Source organism: Rhodococcus sp. P4_F3_2, from assembly GCF_056401335.1.
The window spans coordinates 1-424 of the sequence record NZ_JBFUJN010000227.1; the positions used below are offsets into that span (position 1 = coordinate 1).

Sequence of the window (424 nt, forward strand, 5' to 3'; positions counted from 1 at the left end):
TCATGGGAACAGGCGTCGGTTTCCAAAAGAAAAAAGGTGATCCAGTTGATAAGGCTGTCATTCGACGAAAGTTTGTGGCGGAGTCGTCCAATATTCGTAGACCGCTGGCTCAAATTCTAGAGAGCATCAAACCAGAAATTCTCGAGGTTTCTGTAGAGTTAATCAAGCAAGCAGAAAAAGAAATAGGTGAGCCTTTTCSCACCAATATTCACTTGACTCTTGCGGATCACTTGAATTTTGCGATTGAGCGAAGCCATARTGGCCTTGAATACGCGCAGCCAAGCCGCTGGGAAGTCAAGAAGCTTTATCCGAAAGAGTATAATGCTGCGGTTAACGCGATTCGACTAGTGTATGACCGGCTTGATGTGCTGCTTCCTAAAAGTGAAGAAACGTTTCTCACCTATCATTTTGTAAACGCACAGAA

The 424-nt window shown here is 44.3% G+C and carries 1 protein-coding gene; it reads left to right on the top strand.

Annotated features, from left to right (window positions below; all coding sequences use genetic code 11):
• A partial coding sequence (locus AC1DWA_RS33520; protein ID WP_477917824.1) for a PRD domain-containing protein occupies positions 1–424 on the top strand: 424 nt, incomplete at both ends.